We start from the raw sequence: 16,322 nt of genomic DNA, 5'->3' as shown, positions 1-16,322 counted from the left end.
CCCGGAGGTCGCGGCCCGCGGACGCTCGGAGCACTGGGGGGAGGCCCCGACCGTCACTGGTGTTGTGCCCCGGTGTGACGTGGGCCATGCGCGCGTGCGAGCGAAATCTCGCCGCCCGGCCTGGGACGGCCGCCGGGCGGGGTACGGGACGCACTACGGTGCAGGCACCCGGGACCGAGGCGGACGAAGGCGGAGATGGACGCGAGCAGCGAGCACGGCGTCGTACCTGTCTTCTTCCTGTCCGACTCCACCGGGATCAGCGCCGAGACGATGGGCAACGCGCTGCTCCTGCAGTTCCCGGACCTGCAGTTCGAGCGGACGCTGATCCCGTTCATCCACACCATCGAGGACGCCCGGCGCGTCGTCGCGCTGCTCGACGAGGCGGCAGCGGGTCCGGTGCCGCCGCTGGTCTTCACGACGGCCGCGAGCGACGAGGTGCGCGCGGAGCTGGCGCGCACGACCGCGCCGATCATCGACTTCTTCGACCTGCACATGAACCGCGTCGAGACGATCCTGGGGCGCCGGGGCCAGCGGCAGGCGGCGCGACTGCACGGCGTCAACGACGTCAAGGCGTACAACACGCGGATGGCGGCGGTGGAGTTCACCATCGAGCACGACGACGGACAGAGCCTGCGGGCGCTGGAGAAGGCCGACGTGATCCTGCTGGCGCCCTCGCGGTGCGGCAAGACCCCGACGAGCATGTACCTCGCGCTCCAGCACGGGCTCTTCGTCGCCAACTACCCACTCGTCGACGAGGACCTCGAGGCCGAGGACCTGCCGGAGGTCGTGCGGCCCTACCTCGACCGCTGCTTCGGCCTCACGACGACGGTCGAACGGCTGAGCCGGGTGCGCAACGAGCGCCGCCCGGGCTCGCGCTACGCCTCGCCCGAGCAGTGCCGCTGGGAGCTGCGCCGCGCCGACGCGTTGCTCGCGGCCCACCGGCTCCCGGTCATCGACTCCTCGGCCAAGTCGGTCGAGGAGATCTCCGCCCTGATCCTCCAGACGCTCAAGACGACCGCCCGGAAGCGGGCCGGTCGGCAGCAGGCCGCCAGCACCGAAGGGACACGCCCATGACCAGCCAGTCGACCTCGAACGTCCGGTGGTTCTCCGACCTCGGCCTCGGTGACCTCGAGGAGGTGGGCGGCAAGAACGCCTCGCTGGGCGAGATGGTCTCCCAGCTCTCCGACCTCGGGGTGCGGGTGCCCGACGGGTTCGCGACCACCGCGGAGGCGTTCCACCGCTTCATCGGCGAGACCGGGCTGGCCGAGCGGATCGCCGGGCTGCTCGACGGCCTGGACACCGACGACGTACGCCGCCTGGCCGAGGTCGGCCGCGAGATCCGCGAGGCGGTGGTGGCCCAGCCGTTCCCCGAGGACCTCGAGGCCGACATCCGCTCCGCGTTCGAGCGGCTCGCGGCGGAGTCGGCGGGGGACAGCGGCGAGGAGCCGTCGTTCGCCGTGCGCTCGTCGGCGACCGCGGAGGACCTGCCCGACGCGTCGTTCGCGGGCCAGCAGGAGACCTTCCTCAACGTGCGCGGCATCGAGTCGGTGCTGACGGCGATCCGCGAGGTCTTCGCCTCGCTCTACAACGACCGGGCGATCGCGTACCGCGTGCACCACGGCTTCGCGCACGCCGATGTCGCGCTGTCGGCCGGTGTGCAGCGGATGGTCCGCTCGGACCTCGCGGCGTCCGGGGTGATGTTCACGATGGACACCGAGTCCGGCTTCACCGACGCGGTCTTCGTGACCTCCGCCTACGGCCTGGGCGAGGGCGTCGTGCAGGGCGCGGTGAACCCCGACGAGTTCTACGTCTACAAGCCCGCGCTGCGGGCCGGCCGCCCCGCGGTTCTCAAGCGCGGCGTCGGCAGCAAGGCGACCAAGATGGTCTACACCGACGACGCGACCGTCGGCCGCACGACGGAGTTCGTCGACGTCGCGCCGGCGGACAGCCGCCTGCTGTCCCTGACCGACGACGAGGTCGAGGAGCTCGCGCGGCACGCGCTCACGATCGAGGAGCACTACGGCCGCCCGATGGACATCGAGTGGGGCAAGGACGGCCTCGACGGCCGGCTCTACGTGCTCCAGGCCCGGCCCGAGACCGTGCAGTCGCGACGCAGCGGCGCGCTCGAGCGGTTCAAGATCGACCGCGGCGTCACCAGGGACGCGGACGTCCTGATCGAGGGCCGGGCGATCGGGCAGAAGATCGGCGCCGGCGCCGTGCGCGTCCTGACCTCGGTCGAGGACATGCACGAGTTCAACGCCGGCGAGGTGCTCGTCGCCGACATGACCGACCCCGACTGGGAGCCGATCATGAAGCGCGCCTCGGCGATCGTCACCAACCGCGGCGGGCGCACGTGCCACGCCGCGATCATCGCCCGCGAGCTCGGCATCCCGGCCGTCGTCGGCACCGGCAACGCGACCGCTGACCTCGCCGACGGCCGCGAGGTCACGGTCTCCTGCGCCGAGGGCGACACCGGACTGGTGTACGACGGGGTGCTGGACTTCGACGTCGAGCGCACCGAGCTCGACTCGATGCCGGACATCCCGGTGAAGATCATGATGAACGTCGGCACGCCGGAGCAGGCGTTCGCGTTCTCCCGGCTGCCGCACGCGGGCGTGGGGCTGGCGCGGCTGGAGTTCGTCATCAATCGGCAGATCGGCATCCACCCGAAGGCGCTGCTGGACCTGGCGAACGACCCCGACTCGCTCCCGGCGGACCTGCGCGAGGAGGTCGAGGAGCTGACGGCGGCCTACCCCGGCCCGCGCGAGTTCTTCGTCCAGCGGGTCGCCGAGGGCGTGGCGACGATCGCGGCGGCGTTCGCGCCCGAGCCGGTGATCGTGCGGATGAGCGACTTCAAGTCCAACGAGTACGCCAACCTCGTCGGCGGCGAGCGGTACGAGCCGGACGAGGAGAACCCGATGATCGGCTACCGCGGGGCGTCGCGGTACCTGTCGGAGGACTTCGCCGACTGCTTCGCGATGGAGTGCGAGGCGCTGCGGCACGTCCGCGACGAGATGGGCCTGACCAACGTCAAGGTGATGATCCCGTTCGTCCGGACGACCAAGGAGGCCGCCGGCGTCATCGAGCTGCTCGCCGCGCACGGGCTGGAGCGCGGCAAGAACGACCTGCAGGTCGTGATGATGTGCGAGGTGCCCTCCAACGCCGTCATCGCCGACCAGTTCCTCGAGCACTTCGACGGGTTCTCGATCGGCTCGAACGACATGACCCAGCTGACGCTCGGCCTCGACCGGGACTCCGCCCTCGTCGCCGGCTCCTTCGACGAGCGCGACCCCGCGGTGCTGCACATGCTCGAGCTGGCGATCAAGGCGTGCAAGGCGCAGGGCAAGTACGTCGGCATCTGCGGCCAGGGGCCCTCGGACCACCCCGACCTGGCGCAGTGGCTGCTCGACCAGGGCATCGAGTCGATGTCGCTCAACCCGGACACCGTCGTCGACACCTGGCTGCACCTGGCCAAGTCCCAGGCCTGACCGGCGGACCCCGACGCCGGCCGGGCCGGCGTCAGGGGGCGCCGCGCGGCTCCTCGTGCAGCTGCTCGTCGCTGAGCTCGTCGACGACCAGCAGGTCGTCGCGGACCTGGCCGGCGCGGAACGACGCCCGCCCGACCATGTGGCTCGACACGACACTGGTGGCCATCTGCAGGAGCACGACGAGCAGCAGCAAGCCGACGACGCCGGGCTCGCGCAGCCGCAGGGACAGGCCGAGGACGATGAGGACGGTGCCGAGGACCTGCGGCTTGGTCGCGGCGTGCATGCGGCTGAGCAGGTCCGGCATGCGCACCTGGCCGATGGCCGCGACGAGCGTGAGCACCGCGCCGAGCAGGATGCAGACCGCGGCCGCGACGTCGAGCGGGGTCGTCCAGCTCATCACGACCTCCCCGTGAAGCGGTCGTCGTCGCCGGTGCCGGACTGCAGGTCGTCGCTGCGGCTGGCGTACCGCGCCACGCTGACCGCGCTGACGAACCCGCAGCCGGCGAGCACCACCACGACCGGCAGGGCGTAGGTCGAGCCGGTGTGGGCGCTGTGGAGGGCGATCGCGCAGACGGTCACCGCGACGAGCACGTCGAGGGCGACGCTGCGGTCGAGGATGGTCGGCCCGAGGGTCATCCGGACGACCAGCAGGAGCGCGGCGACCAGCAGGATGCCGGCGGCCACGACCAGGACGACGTTCATGCTCCGGCCTCCTCGGGGGCGTGCGGCGGCAGCGCGCGCAGGACGCGCTGCTCGAGCTGGAGGGCGTCGCGTCGGAACTCCTCCGCGCTCTCCTCGTCGGGCACGTCGAGCACGTGCAGGTAGAGCGTGTGGGTCGAGCGCCGCGCCTCGACCACGACGGAGCCGGGGATGAGCGAGAGCATCGCCGCGACCAGGGTCATCACGAAGTCCGAGGAGCTCTCGAGGTCGACGGCTACCACCGCGTTACGCACCGGCCGACGACGCAGCACCACGCCGGTGACCTGGATGCTGGCCCGCACCACGTCGACCAGGAACCGTGCGACCAGCCGGGCCAGCGCGACGGGTCGCAGGCCGGAGGCGATGTCGACCGGCGGCAGCGGGAACGCCACGCAGACGGCCACCGCGACCAGCACGCCGCCGACCACCAGCAGCGGCGACACCTCGCCCCACATCGCCAGCCACACCAGCGTCAGCCACAGCACCGCCAGCGGCTGGACGGCCCGGTAGCGCGCCGGCCGGGTGCTCCCGTCGCGGCGGGTCCGCAGCACCGGGCTCACCGGTCCTCACCCGTCAGGACCGAGGAGAGGTAGGGGCCGCGGTCGTGCAGGTCCGCCGCGGCGCGGTCGCAGAGCGCGTAGAGCGGGCCGGCGACGACGCTGAGCAGCACGCTCATCGTGACCAGCCCGGCGGCGGGCGCGAGCATCCCTCGGGGGGAGTGCCGACTGTCCTCGCCGGCCTCGATGAGGGTGTAGAAGTCCCGCTCGGGCATGTCGTCGTCGCCCAGGCGCCGCGCCTCCTCGATGTCGGCGCGGGAGACGACGCCGCCGGCGGTGTGGACGTGGCCGCGGTGCTCGTGCACCGCACGGGTGTCGTGGCCCGGCACCGGCTCACCGTCCGGGTCGTCGGTGGACCCGATCGCCTCGAGCGCCTCGTGCGCCTCCAGCGGCGTCCGCCAGAAGGCGACCGCCCAGGTCTTCGCCACGGCGTACAGCGTCAGCAGGCTGGTGAGCGCCCCGCCCGCGACCAGGGCCCAGGCCAGCGCACGGCCGTCGGCCTGCGCCGCCTGGAACAGCCCGACCTTGCCGATGAATCCGGAGAACGGTGGGATGCCCGCGAGGTTCATCGCCGGGATGAAGAACAGCACCGCGAGCAGCGGCGCCAGCCGTGCCAGGCCGCCGATCCGCATCAGCGCGGTGCTGCCGGCGCGTCGCTCGACCAGGCCCAGGACGAGGAACAGCGCGGTCTGGATCGTGATGTGGTGGACGACGTAGAACGTGGTGCCCGCGGTGCCGGACTGGCTGCCGAGCGCGATGCCGAGCACGAGGTAGCCGATGTGGCTGACCAACGTGAACGACAGCATGCGCTTGATGTCCGACTGCGCGACGGCGCCCAGGATCCCGATGATCATCGTCAGCAGCGCGGCCCACAGCAGCATGTCGGTCAGCGGGCTGTCGGGGAAGAGCAGCGTCTGCATGCGCAGGATCGCGTAGACACCGACCTTGGTGAGCAGGCCGGCGAAGACCGCGGTCACCGGCGCGGGCGCGGTGGGGTAGCTGTCCGGCAGCCAGAACGACAGCGGGAAGATCGCCGCCTTGATCGCGAACGTCGTCAGCAGCAGCAGCTGGATCATCAACGAGACGTGGTCGGGCAGCTCATCGAGGCGCACGGCGAGGTCGGCCAGGGTCAACGTCCCGGTCGCGGCGTAGGTGACCGCCAGGCTGATGAGGAACAGCGTCGAGGACAGCAGGTTGACCAGCACGTAGATCGTGCCCGCGCGGATCCGGGTGGCCGTGCCGCCCAGGGTCAGCAGCACGTAGCTGGCGAACAGCAGCATCTCGAAGCTGACGAAGAGGTTGAACAGGTCGCCGGCGAGGAACGCGTTGGCCACGCCCGCGACGAGGACGAGGAACGTCGGGTGGTAGACCGAGAGCGGCGCGCCCTCCTCGTCCTCGGTCATGCCCTGCCCGACGGAGTACGCCAGGACCGCCAGCGTCACGAGTGCGCTGACCAGCAGCATCAGCGCCGCGAGCCGGTCGGCGACCAGCACGATGCCGAGCCGCTCGGGCCAGGCGCCGATCCAGACCGTCTGCGGGCCGTGCTGGTCGGCCTGGACGAGCAGCACGGCAGCGATCACCACGACGCCGCCGAGCACGGCGAGGCTGAGCCAGCGCTGGACGTGCGGGTGGCGACCCAGCGCGAGCGTGGCGCCGGCGCCGAGGATCGGCAGCAGGACCGGGAGGGGGACGAGTGCGTTCACGAGTCGGCTCCCCGGGTCTCGGCGGCGTCGGCGCGGAGCGGGTCGCTCTCGGCAGGATCACCCGTGCGCGGGTCCCTGCCGAGCGGGTCCTTGCCGTGAGGGTCCTTGCCGTGCGGGTCGTCGTCGGGGCCCTGGCCGGGGTCGCCGCTGGAGTCGTCGCCGGGGAAGTCGGAGGTCGTGGCGGCGTACGCCTCGGAGGTGACGTCGATGGTGGCGAGCCGGCGCACGGTGGCGTCCTCGACGTCGTCCTGCACGTCGTCGTGGCCGTAGAGCTGCCAGCTGCGGTAGGCCATCGCGAGCACGAACGCCGTCGTGGCCAGGGTGATGACGATCGCGGTCAGGACCATCGCCTGGGGCAGCGGGTCGGAGATCCCGGCGCTGTCGGCGTCCTCGCCGACGATCGGCGCGCTGCCGGCCCGGCCGCCGGCGACGAGGAACCCGAGGCTGACGCCGTTGCCGATCATCACCAGGCCGACCAGCACGCGGGAGAGGCTGCGCTCGAGCACCAGGTAGACCCCGCTGCCCAGCAGCGAGGCGGAGACGACCACCAGGGTCAGGTTGACGTCGGTCACGCGGTGCTCGCCTCCTCGGCCTCGCGCAGCGCGCGCTGGATGTCGCGGTCGATGTGGGAGCCGAGCGCGCGCAGCAGGTCGAGGACCAGTCCGACCACCACCAGGTAGACGCCGATGTCGAAGCCGACCGAGGTCACCAGGTGCAGCTTGCCGAGCGGGCCGAGCGGCACGTCGAAGACGGCCGACTGCAGCACCTCGCCGCCGAACGCCATCGGGACCACCGCGGCCAGGGCGGCGATCGCCAGGCCCGACCCGATCAGGCGGCCGGCGTCGACCGGCGCGGCCTCGTTGAGCTCGTAGCGTCCGCCCGCGAGGTAGCGCACCACCAGCGCGAGCCCGGTGGTCATGCCGGCGGCGAAGCCGCCGCCCGGCGCGTTGTGCCCGGCGAGCAGCAGGTAGATCGAGATGACGACGAGGGTGTGGAAGACCAGCCGGGTCATCACCTCGAAGATGATCGAGCGCTTCTCCGGCGGCAGCGTCCGCGATCCGGGCAGCCAGGCGCGCCGGCCGGGGGCGGTCGGCACCTTCTTCACCGAGGTCGGGTAGGGGATCTCGTGCACGCGGCGGATCTCGGTGCCGCGCGTGTTGATGAAGATGAGGCTCGCGACGCCCGTCGCGGCGGCGATCAGCACGGTGATCTCGCCGAGGGTGTCCCAGGCACGGGTGTCGACCAGGATCACGTTGACGATGTTCTTGCCGCCGCCGAAGTCGACCGCCTCCTGCGGCAACGCCGCCGAGACCGGGTCGGCGGTGCGCGCCGTCGCAGCCACGAGCAGGAAGCCCGCGCAGGCGACGCCGACGGCGAGGCCGATCGCGGCCCGGGCGTAGCGCTGCCGGCTGAGCGGGCGGTCGGTGAAGTACTCCGGCAGCCGGCGCAGCGCGAGCACGAAGACCACCACCGTCAGCGTCTCGACGAGAGCCTGGGTCAGCGCGAGGTCGGGCGCGCCGTGCACGACGAAGAGCAGTGCCGTGCCGTAGCCGGTCACCCCGACCAGCAGCACCGCGCGGATCCGCCGGCGCGACCGGGCCGTCATGATCGCCGCGATCACGACCACCACGCCGATGACGGCCTGGACCGGGGTGTCCCAGGCGCGGACGCGCAGGTCGCCGAGGCCGCGGACCATCGCCGAGCCCGGGACGATGACGACGACCAGCAGGATGATCCCGAGGTACGCCGCGGCCGAGCCGCGCTGCACGACACCGGTCAGCTCGACGGCGCTCCGGTCGAGCAGGCGCATCCCGCTGCGGTACGTGTGCTCGAGGCTCCAGTCGTGCACGAACCGGGCCTGCAGGCGCGCGACCGGCTCGCGGGCGACGAACAGCAGGGCCCCGACGCCGAGGGAGATCGCGGTCAGCAGCAGGGGCAGCCCCACGCCGTGCCACAGGGTCAGCTCCGGCTCGTGCACCCCGGCCGGCAGCAGGTCGGTGTGGCCCTCGAGCGCGTGGGTGAGCGGCCCGCCCAGGCCGCCGAGGACCAGCGACAGCGCCCCCAGGGCGACGGGGGCCGCGACGAACGCGGCCGCCGGACGGTGCACCTCGACGGGGTCACCGCCGGCGGCGTCGAGGCGGTTGCCGAACGCGCCCCAGACGAAGCGGGCGGAGTACGCCGCCGTGAGCACCGAGCCGAGGACCGCGCCGGCCACGAGGAGCCAGCCGCTCAGCTGGCCCATGCCGGTGCCGTCGCCCTTCTTCGCCACGTCGACGAGCGCGACGAGGACGCTCTCCTTGGCGACGTACCCCAGCAGCGGGGGGAGACCGGCCATCGACGCGGCGGCGAGCGTCGCGGCGACCGCCAGGGCCGGCATCCGCCGGCCGAGCCCGCTGAGCCGGCGCAGGTCGCGGGTCCCGGTGCTGTGGTCGATGACGCCGACGGTGAGGAACAGCGTGGCCTTGAACAGCGCGTGCGCCAGCAGCAGCGCGAGGCCCGCCATCACCGCGCTGCGCGTGCCGGTGCCGAGCACCAGGACCAGGAAGCCGAGCTGGCTGACCGTGCCGTAGGCGAGCAGCAGCTTGAGGTCGTGCTGCCGCAGGGCGCGGACGCCCCCGAGCACCATCGTGGCGACGCCGAGGGTCAGCAGGACCGCGCGCCAGCCGGCGACGTCGGCGAAGGCGGGGGCGAGGAGCGCGACGAGGTAGACGCCGGCCTTCACCATCGACGCGGCGTGGAGGTAGGCGCTCACCGGCGTGGGGGCGGCCATCGCGGCGGGGAGCCAGAAGTGGAAGGGCAGGAGCGCGGACTTGCTCACCGCGCCGACCAGCAGGAGGTGGACCGCGACGGTGACCGCGGTGCCGCTGGGCGGGTCGGCGAGGATCTCGCTGATCCGGAAGGTGCCTGCCTGGTGGCCGAGCACGATCGCGCCGACGAGCAGCACCAGCCCGCCGAAGGTCGTGACCACGAGCGCCTGGATCGCCGCACGGCGGCTGCTGCGGCGGTCGGAGTCGTGCCCGATCAGCAGGAACGAGAAGACGGTGGTGAGCTCCCAGAAGACGTAGAGCACCAGGAGGTCGTCGGCGAGGACCAGCCCGAGCATCGCGCCGATGAACGCGACGAGCACGCCACCGAAGCGCGGGACGCCGGTGGCGCCGGCTTCGAAGTACCACGCGCAGTAGGCGAGGACCAGTGCGCCGATGCCGAGCACGACCAGCGCCATGACCCATTGCAGGGTGCCCATCGCGAACGCGATGTCCATGCCGATGGAGCCGACCCAGGGATGGACCTCGACGAGCATCCCGCCGTCGAGCACGTCGGGGGCCTGCAACGCGACGTACCCGGTGCCGACGAGGGGGACCAGGGCGAGCGCGAGGAAGGAGCGGGGTCCACCACGCAGCAGCACCCACGGGGACAGCGCTGCCGCCGCGAGCAGAGCGACGATCAGCAGCAGCACGAGTGAGGGTCCTCCCGCATGGGTCCGACGGCGACGTGGGCTTGGGCCCAGTGCCCTCAAGGCTACGGCCGCACGCGCGGTGCTCCTGACCGATGTGGCCCGTCCGGACCGAAGATGGGTGCTGGACCCCATCGCACCCCGACGTCGTCCGCGGACGTCGACGATCAGGTGCGGCGCGCCCGAGGGTCGAGCCGGTCGCGCGGGTGCCCGGGAGGACCCGCTAGGGTCCCGCACAGCCAGTCGTACTCCACGTGGAGTCAGGGAATCCGGTGCGAATCCGGAGCTGACGCGCAGCGGTGAGGGGACGGGACGGACACGCCGGCAACGGCAGCCACTGGAGCCCTCGGGCCCTGGGAAGGCGTCCGCGCCCGGTCGATCCGAGTCCGAAGACCTGCTGGCCTCGACGACGCCCGTCGTCGGGTCGAGGTGGGTCTCGCGTTCCGGACCCCGACTCCGAGCAAGGTGAGCACCCCGTGGACCGGCAACGACCTGACCGCTGCCCCGGCGTCCTGCGCCCGTGGCCCGCCGACGACGGGCTGCTGGTGCGTCTCCGGCTGCCCGGTGGGCGGGTGTCGTCCTCCTCGCTGCTGGCGCTCGTCGAGGTGGCGGAGCGGTACGGCGACGGGCGGGTGCACGTGACCGGCCGGGCCAACCTGCAGGTGCGGGCGTTCCCGGCCGAGCCAGGCACGGATCGGCTGCGGCCCGACGTGCTCGCCGCGACGGAGGCGACCGGCCTGCTGCCAAGCCGCACCCACGACCTCGCCCGCAACCTGATGGTCTCGCCGCAGACCGGCCTGGCCGGTGGCCGCGCCGACCTGCGTCCGGTGCTGCGCGAGCTGGACCAGCGGATCCGCGCCGATCCGCGGCTGGGCGCGCTCCCCGGGCGGTTCCTGCACGCCCTCGACGACCGTGGTGACTTCCTCGACCGGTCCTGCGACCTCGGACTGGTCGCGCTCGACGCCGACCGGGGCCAGCTCCGCGTCGGTCAGGGGTGGGGCCCGGTCGTCACGCTGGCCGACGCCCCGGCGGCCCTCCTCGACCTGGCGCGGCTCTTCCTCGACCGTCGCGGCGACGGGCGGGGCGCCGCCTGGCACGTCGCCGAGCTGCCGGCACCCCTCGTCGAGCCACGGCCGCCCGACCCCGGCCTCCCGCCGCCCGCCCCACCCCTGCCGTACGGCGCCGTGCCCGGTGGCGTCCACGAGCCGGTGCCCGCCGCCGGCCTCGACCGGTCCGCCGTCGCGCGCCTCACCGCCGCCGCCCCTGCCCTCGTCGCCACGCCGTGGCGTGGCGTCCTGATCCCCGAGGAGACCCCGTGACCACGCACTCGCCCAGCCGGCCCCGCCGGCACTACGCGTACGTCGACCGCGGTGCCGACATCTACCGCGACTCGTTCGCCACGATCCGCCGCGAGGCGGACCTGTCCGCAGTGCCGCCGAGCGCGGAGCGGCTCGCGGTGCGGATGATCCACGGCAGCGGCCAGGTCGACCTCGCCGACGACCTCGCGGTCGACCCGCGGCTGGTGCCGGCGGCCCGCGCGGCGCTCGAGGCCGGGGCTCCGATCCTCTGCGACGCGACGATGGTGGTCCGCGGGGTCACCCGCACCCGGCTGCCGGCTCAGAACGAAGTGCTCTGCCTGCTCGAGGACCCGCGGGTGCCGGCCCTGGCCGCGGAGTGGGGGACCACCCGCACGGCGGCGGCCGTCTCCTTGTGGGAGCCGCGCCTGGACGGGGCCGTCGTCGCGATCGGCAACGCCCCGACCGCGCTCTTCCACCTGCTCGAGATGCTCGTCGACGGCGCGCCCCGGCCCGCGGCGATCGTGGGCTGCCCGGTCGGGTTCATCGGCGCCGCCGAGTCCAAGCAGGCGCTCGTCGACCTCGCGACCGACCACGGGATCGACGTCCCGTTCGTCACCGTGCGCGGCCGGCGCGGGGGCTCGGCGATGACCTCGTCCGCGCTGAACGCGATCGCCCAGGAGGAGGAATGAGGACCGGTCGCTTCGCCGGCGTCGGCGTGGGCCCGGGCGACCCCGAGCTGATCACGCGCAAGGCCGCCCGGCTCATCGAGCAGGCCGACGTGGTGGCGTACCACGCCGCCGCCGGCAAGCGCTCCAACGCCCGCCGCATCGCCGCCGAGCTCATCCCCGCGGGCGTCGTCGAGGAGGAGCTGACCTACCCCGTGACGACCGGGACGACCGACCACCCGGGCGGCTACGCCGGCGCGATCGCGGAGTTCTACGAGGCCTCGGCCGCGCGGCTGGCCACGCACCTCGACGCCGGTCGCGACGTCGTGCTGCTCGCCGAGGGCGACCCGCTGTTCTACGGGTCGTACATGTACATGCACGACCGGCTCGCCGCCCGCTACGAGGCCGAGGTCGTGCCCGGCGTCCCGGCCTTCCTGGCCGCGACGGCGACGGTCGCGAGCCCGCTGGTCCGGCAGACCGACGTGCTGACCGTGCTGCCGGGCACGTTGCCGGAGCCGGAGCTCGCCCGCCGCCTGGCCGACACCGACGGCGCGGTGATCATGAAGCTCGGCCGCACCTTCCCCGCCGTCCGCCGTGCCCTGCTCGAGGCCGGTCGCCTCGACCACGCGTTGTACGTCGAGCGGGCCTCGATGCCCGAGGAGCAGTGGCGGCCGGTGGCCGAGGTCGACCCCGCCTCGGTGCCCTACTTCTCGCTGGTCGTCGTGACCGGCGACAGCCGCAACGGTCGTCGCTCCCGCGACCTCGCCGTTCCTGCTCCCGCGGCCGCTCCGCCGCCGTCCGAGGGCGCGGCCGAGCTGCTCGTCGTCGGCCTCGGACCGGGGCCGGAGGGGTGGCTGACGCCCGAGGTGTCCGCCGCGCTGGCGCAGGTCGACCACGTCGTCGGCTACGGGCCGTACGTCGCCCGCGTCCCGCAGCGGGCCGGCCTGACCCGACACGCGTCGGGCAACACCGTCGAGGTCGACCGGGCTCGGCTGGCCCTGGACCTGGCTCGCCGCGGGGAGCGGGTCGCCGTCGTCTCGGGCGGCGACGCCGGGGTGTTCGGGATGGCCGCGGCCGTCTTCGAGGCTGCCGAGGACCCGGCGTACGCCGCCGTGCCGGTGCGCGTGCTGCCCGGGGTCAGCGCGGTGCAGGCCGTCGCCGCGCGGGCGGGCGCGCCGGTCGGGGCGGACTTCGCGGTGGTGAGCCTCTCGGACCGGCTCAAGCCCTGGGAGGTCGTGGAGAAGCGACTGCGCGCGATCGCCGAGGCCGACCTCGTGCTGGCGGTCTACAACCCGGCCTCGCGGACCCGGACCAACCAGGTCGCGACCGCGCGGCGCGTGCTGCTGGAGCACCGGTCGCCGGAGACGGTGGTCGTCGTCGGCCGGGACGTCGGGCGGGCCGAGGAGTCGCTGACCGTCACCACGCTCGGCGAGCTCGACCCCGCCACCATCGACATGAAGTGCCTGCTGATCGTCGGCGCGTCCTCGACCCGGGTGTCGCCGGCGGGCGTGTGGACGCCGAGGTACGTCTGGTGACCGGCTGCTTCCCGGTCCGGTTCGTCGGCGCCGGACCCGGCGCGGCCGACCTGCTGACGCTCCGGGCCGCGCGGCTGCTGGCCGAGGCCGACCTGGTGCTCTACCCGGGCACGTACCTCGACCCCGACGTGCTCGCCCACTGCGGCCCCCGCGCGCGGCTGGTCGACACCCAGGACCTCGACCTCGACGCGATCACCGCCCACCTCGTCGCGGGCGCGCGGGCGAGGGAGCAGGTCGTGCGGCTCACCTCCGGCGACCCGTCGCTCTACTCCGCGCTCCACGAGCAGACCCGGCGCCTCGACGCAGCGGAGGTCGGCTGGGAGGTCACGCCGGGCGTGCCGGCGTACGCCGCTGCGGCCGCGCTCGTCGGCCACGAGCTGACCGTCCCGCACGTCGCCCAGTCGGTCGTGCTCACCCGCACCCGCGCCCGGTCGACGCCGATGGGGGAGGGGGAGTCGCTCGTCGACTTCGCCGCCACCGGCGCCACGCTGGTGCTGCACCTGGCGATCACCCGCACCCGCGAGCTGATGACCGAGCTAGCGCCGGTCGTGGGGGAGGACTGCCCGGTGGTCGTCGTGCACCGCGCCAGCCAGCCGGAGGAGCTCGTCCTGCGGGGGACCGCCGGCTCGATCGCGGACCACGTCGAGCGCGCCGGCCTGCGCCAGGCGGCGGTCATCCTCGTCGGCCGCGCCCTCGGCGCCGGCCGCGACGGCGGGGAGTCGTTCCTCTACAGCGCCGGGCGCGAGCGGAGGCGGTGACATGGACCTGTACGACGCGATCGCCCGACGCCGCGACACCCGCGCGGAGTTCACCGGCCCGCCGTCCGAGGACGCCCTCGCCCGCATCCTCGAGGCCGCGAACCTGGCGCCCAGCGTCGGCATGTCGCAGCCCTGGGTCTTCGTGACCGTCCGCCACCCGGCCCGGCTGGCGGCGTTCCGCGACCACGTCGCCTCGGAGCGCGAGGTCTTCGCCGCCTCGCTCGCGGACGACCCGGAGCGCGCGGCGAGGTTCTCGCGCATCAAGGTCGAGGGGATCGTCGAGTCCGGTCTGGGCCTGGTCGTCGGCTACGACCCGACCACCGCCGGCCGGCACGTCCTCGGTCGCCACGCCATCGCCGACACGGGGCTGTACTCGGTGTGCCTGGCCATCCAGAACCTCTGGCTCGCCGCGACCGCGGAGGGGCTCGGCGTCGGCTGGGTCAGCTTCTACCGGGAGGAGGTGCTCGCCGACCTCGTCGGCTTCCCCGCGCACGTCCGACCCGTGGCGTGGCTGTGCGTCGGCGAGGTCGACGAGCTGCCCGACGTGCCCGACCTCGAGCGGTTCGGCTGGCGCTCGCGCCGCCCGCTCGTCGTCCACGACGAGGCGTACGGGACGGCCGCGGCTGAGCTTGAGGAGGTGTTGCGGAGTTCTTGAGCCTTCTCACGCCGAACGCGGCTACGGTGGTCATCGAACCGCCGGGGACCCGAGACCCCGGCGGTTCACCTCATCTCGCCACCGTGTGTGCCACGGTCGCGCTTCGGCACGGGCTCCGGGGCCTGCGGACCGACGGACCGGCGCGGGTTCAGGACACGCCGTTGAGCACGCCGTACCCCAGGCTCAGCACCGCGGTGGCCGCCGCGGCGCTCGCGACGACACCCACCGCCGCGGCAGGCGTGCGGAAGCGCGTGACCGTGCCCGCGACCAGGGCGGCACCGGCCACGAGGCACAGGGTCCAGTAGACCGGGCTGGTGCTGGAGCTCACGACGGTCAGGCCGTAGATCCCGTCCGCGACCAGGACGCCCGCGAGGGCGCCCGCGCCGAGCGCGGCCTGGATGGCGCGAGGCCCGACGACCGCGGCAGCCGCGACACCGACGAACGGGCCGGCGATGAGCCCGACCACGCTCCACAACACGGGGTCGTAGGCGAGCCCGCGCAGCTCGCAGGCGACGGTGTAGCCGAGGACCAGGGCGACGAACGAGACCACCCCCAGCACCGCGCCCGTCACGGGTGACGGCCGCGTCGCAGCGACGAGCAGGGCGGTCAGCGCCGTCCAGCCGGAGGGCGAGTTGGCGAACGACGCAAGCGCAGAGGGCAGCACGTCCTGGGCCCACGAGGTCAGGCCGCCGAGCAACAGGCTGGCGCCGACCACGGCCAGGGCGGACCAGAGGACGCGCAGGAGGGGGCTCACGGACCTCATCCTCGACCCCGATCGCCTGCGGTCGGCGTCATCGGGCCACCTGCGGTACCTGGGTCCAGGAAGTCGGTACCTGCGGAGGAGAGGACCTCCGGCTTCCGAGCGACCGGCTGCGCGGTGCGGCGGCTCAGGTCCGTCGCACCGGGGCGCGGTCGGCCCGCCCGCGCTTCACGAGCGCGGTCCGTCCTCAGGCTCCGGCCGGTCGGCCCACCGGCTGAGCGCGATGACCGGCACGACGACCACCGTCAGCACCGCGGCGATCGGCGCGCCGAGGAACAGCGCGAAGTACGCGGCGGCGAAGACCTTCTCGCCCGCTGGGACGTGGAGGAGGAGACCGCCGACGCCGACGAGCGTGACCAGTGCGGCGGTCGGGACGAACCAGAGAGCTCCCAGCGCCACCGCGTAGATCTTCATGGTGACTCCCGCCTCACCCGTCCGCTGGCTCCTCTGCCGCGCACCAGCGGTCGCGGAGGAGACGACGACGAACCTACGCCTCCAGCCGTCGGCAGGAGCGGTCCCCGTCCGGCTCTGCTGCGGGGACCGGCCCGCGGCGAGTCACTCGTCGTCGCGGCCGGTCGAGTCGCGCACGCGCCGAGCGATCCCGCCGACGGCGTCCTCCACGCCCTCCTTCACGGTGCCGACGACGGTGTCCTTCACGTCCCCGACGGTCTCCTTGACGCCTCCGACCTTGTGCTCGACCACCGACCCGGCGACGTTCTCGATCAGCGCGCCCGTGCCCTCCTCGACGAG

15 protein-coding genes and 1 riboswitch are annotated in these 16,322 nt (G+C 73.6%); of the genes, 7 read left to right on the top strand and 8 right to left on the bottom strand.

All coding sequences use genetic code 11. From position 1 onward, the window contains the following. Nucleotides 1-195: 195 nt before the first annotated feature. Nucleotides 196-1,074 carry a pyruvate, water dikinase regulatory protein gene (locus tag G6553_RS10695; RefSeq protein ID WP_166192078.1) on the top strand — a complete coding sequence of 293 codons (879 nt, stop codon included), beginning with the start codon at nt 196-198 and terminating at the stop codon, nt 1,072-1,074. Next, complete coding sequence (gene ppsA / locus G6553_RS10690; RefSeq protein ID WP_166192075.1) at nt 1,071-3,488, top strand: phosphoenolpyruvate synthase; 2,418 nt, start codon at nt 1,071-1,073, stop codon at nt 3,486-3,488. The genes G6553_RS10695 and ppsA overlap by 4 nt, the downstream gene beginning before the upstream one ends. A gap of 31 nt (nt 3,489-3,519) precedes the next feature. On the opposite strand, the gene mnhG is transcribed toward ppsA, so the two are convergent. From mnhG to G6553_RS10660, 6 genes are read right to left on the bottom strand one after another with little or no spacing between them, the layout of a single operon-like run. Beyond that, complete coding sequence (gene mnhG, locus G6553_RS10685; RefSeq protein WP_166192072.1) at nt 3,520-3,885, bottom strand: monovalent cation/H(+) antiporter subunit G; 366 nt, start codon at nt 3,883-3,885, stop codon at nt 3,520-3,522. Beyond that, nucleotides 3,885-4,190, bottom strand: coding sequence for a monovalent cation/H+ antiporter complex subunit F (locus G6553_RS10680; RefSeq protein WP_166192069.1), 306 nt, complete (start codon nt 4,188-4,190; stop codon nt 3,885-3,887). Before G6553_RS10680 ends, mnhG begins: the two co-directional genes overlap by 1 nt. Next, on the bottom strand, nt 4,187-4,747 hold the full coding sequence (locus G6553_RS10675; protein ID WP_166192066.1) for a Na+/H+ antiporter subunit E: 561 nt from the start codon (nt 4,745-4,747) through the stop codon (nt 4,187-4,189). The genes G6553_RS10680 and G6553_RS10675 overlap by 4 nt, the downstream gene beginning before the upstream one ends. After that, on the bottom strand, nt 4,744-6,447 hold the full coding sequence (locus G6553_RS10670; RefSeq protein WP_166192063.1) for a Na+/H+ antiporter subunit D: 1,704 nt from the start codon (nt 6,445-6,447) through the stop codon (nt 4,744-4,746). Before G6553_RS10670 ends, G6553_RS10675 begins: the two co-directional genes overlap by 4 nt. Continuing rightward, complete coding sequence (locus G6553_RS10665) at nt 6,444-7,019, bottom strand: Na(+)/H(+) antiporter subunit C (protein ID WP_166192060.1); 576 nt, start codon at nt 7,017-7,019, stop codon at nt 6,444-6,446. Before G6553_RS10665 ends, G6553_RS10670 begins: the two co-directional genes overlap by 4 nt. Beyond that, nucleotides 7,016-9,904, bottom strand: coding sequence for a Na+/H+ antiporter subunit A (locus G6553_RS10660; RefSeq protein WP_166192057.1), 2,889 nt, complete (start codon nt 9,902-9,904; stop codon nt 7,016-7,018). Before G6553_RS10660 ends, G6553_RS10665 begins: the two co-directional genes overlap by 4 nt. A gap of 220 nt (nt 9,905-10,124) precedes the next feature. Beyond that, a riboswitch (cobalamin riboswitch) is annotated at nt 10,125-10,318 on the top strand. 59 nt (nt 10,319-10,377) lie between these two features. Between G6553_RS10660 and G6553_RS10655 the strand changes: the two genes are divergently transcribed. Genes G6553_RS10655 through bluB form a run of 5 tightly spaced genes read left to right on the top strand, consistent with a single transcriptional unit; the run spans nt 10,378 to nt 14,812 of the window. Continuing rightward, nucleotides 10,378-11,220, top strand: coding sequence for a nitrite reductase (locus G6553_RS10655; protein ID WP_166192054.1), 843 nt, complete (start codon nt 10,378-10,380; stop codon nt 11,218-11,220). Continuing rightward, nucleotides 11,217-11,888 carry a precorrin-8X methylmutase gene (locus G6553_RS10650; protein ID WP_166192051.1) on the top strand — a complete coding sequence of 224 codons (672 nt, stop codon included), beginning with the start codon at nt 11,217-11,219 and terminating at the stop codon, nt 11,886-11,888. Before G6553_RS10655 ends, G6553_RS10650 begins: the two co-directional genes overlap by 4 nt. Beyond that, nucleotides 11,885-13,399: a precorrin-2 C(20)-methyltransferase gene (locus G6553_RS10645; protein WP_166192048.1), complete on the top strand. Its 1,515-nt coding sequence runs from the start codon at nt 11,885-11,887 to the stop codon at nt 13,397-13,399. The genes G6553_RS10650 and G6553_RS10645 overlap by 4 nt, the downstream gene beginning before the upstream one ends. Then, nucleotides 13,396-14,157 (top strand): cobalt-precorrin-4/precorrin-4 C(11)-methyltransferase, encoded by a 762-nt coding sequence (locus G6553_RS10640; RefSeq protein WP_347565636.1) that lies wholly within the window; start codon nt 13,396-13,398, stop codon nt 14,155-14,157. Before G6553_RS10645 ends, G6553_RS10640 begins: the two co-directional genes overlap by 4 nt. A 1-nt stretch (nt 14,158) precedes the next feature. Further along, nucleotides 14,159-14,812 (top strand): 5,6-dimethylbenzimidazole synthase, encoded by a 654-nt coding sequence (gene bluB, locus G6553_RS10635; RefSeq protein ID WP_166192045.1) that lies wholly within the window; start codon nt 14,159-14,161, stop codon nt 14,810-14,812. A gap of 148 nt (nt 14,813-14,960) precedes the next feature. On the opposite strand, the gene G6553_RS10630 is transcribed toward bluB, so the two are convergent. Beyond that, a complete protein-coding gene (locus G6553_RS10630) occupies nt 14,961-15,566 on the bottom strand; it encodes a DUF6518 family protein (RefSeq protein WP_166192042.1) in 606 nt (201 codons plus the stop codon). Between the two features lie 174 nt (nt 15,567-15,740). Continuing rightward, the gene (locus G6553_RS10625) at nt 15,741-15,986 is read right to left on the bottom strand and encodes a hypothetical protein (RefSeq protein ID WP_166192039.1); all 246 of its coding nucleotides are present in this window, start codon (nt 15,984-15,986) and stop codon (nt 15,741-15,743) included. Nucleotides 15,987-16,322 lie beyond the last annotated feature (336 nt).

Source organism: Nocardioides sp. IC4_145 (assembly GCF_011250565.1).
Lineage (GTDB): Bacteria > Actinomycetota > Actinomycetes > Propionibacteriales > Nocardioidaceae > Nocardioides.
The sequence above is the reverse complement of the archived record's forward strand: the minus strand, read 5'-3'. Positions and strand labels throughout refer to the sequence as shown.

Excerpts from the sequence above, each read along its gene's own strand:
- G6553_RS10695 (WP_166192078.1), top strand. The coding sequence starts at position 196 with ATGGACGCGAGCAGCGAGCACGGCGTCGTACCTGTCTTCTTCCTGTCC.
- ppsA (WP_166192075.1), top strand. The coding sequence starts at position 1,071 with ATGACCAGCCAGTCGACCTCGAACGTCCGGTGGTTCTCCGACCTCGGC.
- mnhG (WP_166192072.1), bottom strand. The coding sequence starts at position 3,885 with ATGAGCTGGACGACCCCGCTCGACGTCGCGGCCGCGGTCTGCATCCTG.
- G6553_RS10680 (WP_166192069.1), bottom strand. The coding sequence starts at position 4,190 with ATGAACGTCGTCCTGGTCGTGGCCGCCGGCATCCTGCTGGTCGCCGCG.
- G6553_RS10645 (WP_166192048.1), top strand. The coding sequence starts at position 11,885 with ATGAGGACCGGTCGCTTCGCCGGCGTCGGCGTGGGCCCGGGCGACCCC.
- bluB (WP_166192045.1), top strand. The coding sequence starts at position 14,159 with ATGGACCTGTACGACGCGATCGCCCGACGCCGCGACACCCGCGCGGAG.
- G6553_RS10625 (WP_166192039.1), bottom strand. The coding sequence starts at position 15,986 with ATGAAGATCTACGCGGTGGCGCTGGGAGCTCTCTGGTTCGTCCCGACC.